This is a genomic window from Alcanivorax sp. HI0083, assembly GCF_001635175.1.
The window spans coordinates 1-797 of the sequence record NZ_LWFX01000042.1; the positions used below are offsets into that span (position 1 = coordinate 1).

Consider the following 797-nt stretch of genomic DNA (forward strand, 5'->3'; position numbering starts at 1 on the left):
CCCTGATTCGCCTGCTGCTCGATCGCCTGGCTCCGGACAGCGGCACGGTAAAACAGGGAACCCAGCTGCAGGTGGCCTACTTCGACCAGCTGCGCGACACCCTGGACGAAGAAAAAAGCGTGATCGACAACGTGGCGGAAGGCTCCGATGTGATCAATCTGAATGGCCAGAACAAGCATGTGATCGGCTATCTGCAGGATTTCCTGTTCGACCCCGCCCGGGTTCGCCAGCCGGTGAAATCCCTGTCCGGCGGCGAGCGCAACCGTTTGCTGCTGGCCAAGCTGTTCACCAAGCCCTTCAACCTGCTGGTACTCGATGAGCCCACCAACGATCTGGATGCAGAAACCCTGGAACTCCTGGAGGAACAGCTGATCAACTACCAGGGCACCCTGCTGCTGGTCAGCCACGACCGTGAGTTCATCGACAATGTGGTGACCTCCACGCTGGTCTTCGAGCACGGTGAATTGAACAGCTATGTGGGCGGTTACCAGGACTGGTTACGCCAGCGCCCGGAACCCAAGCGGGAAAAAACCATCAAAGCCGCCAAGCCGGCAGCAGTAGCTGAAAAGCCTGCTCCCGCCCGCAAGAAGCTGTCATACAAGGATCAACGGGAGCTGGAACAATTACCCGCTCGCATTGAACAGCTGGAAGCGGATCTGGACGCGGTACAGACACGCATGTCCGACCCGGATTTTTACAAGGGTGAGCCGGCTGATATCAGTGCCGCACAAGCCCGGCAAAGTGAGCTGGAGCAGCAACTGGAAGTGGCTTTTTCCCGCTGGGATGAGCTGGACCAA

Annotated in this window: 1 protein-coding gene; it reads left to right on the forward strand. The window is 58.5% G+C overall.

All coding sequences use genetic code 11. The features are described 5' to 3' along the window. Positions 1–797 (forward strand): ATP-binding cassette domain-containing protein (locus tag A3754_RS00455; protein ID WP_156496632.1); only part of this gene is annotated, 797 nt, incomplete at both ends.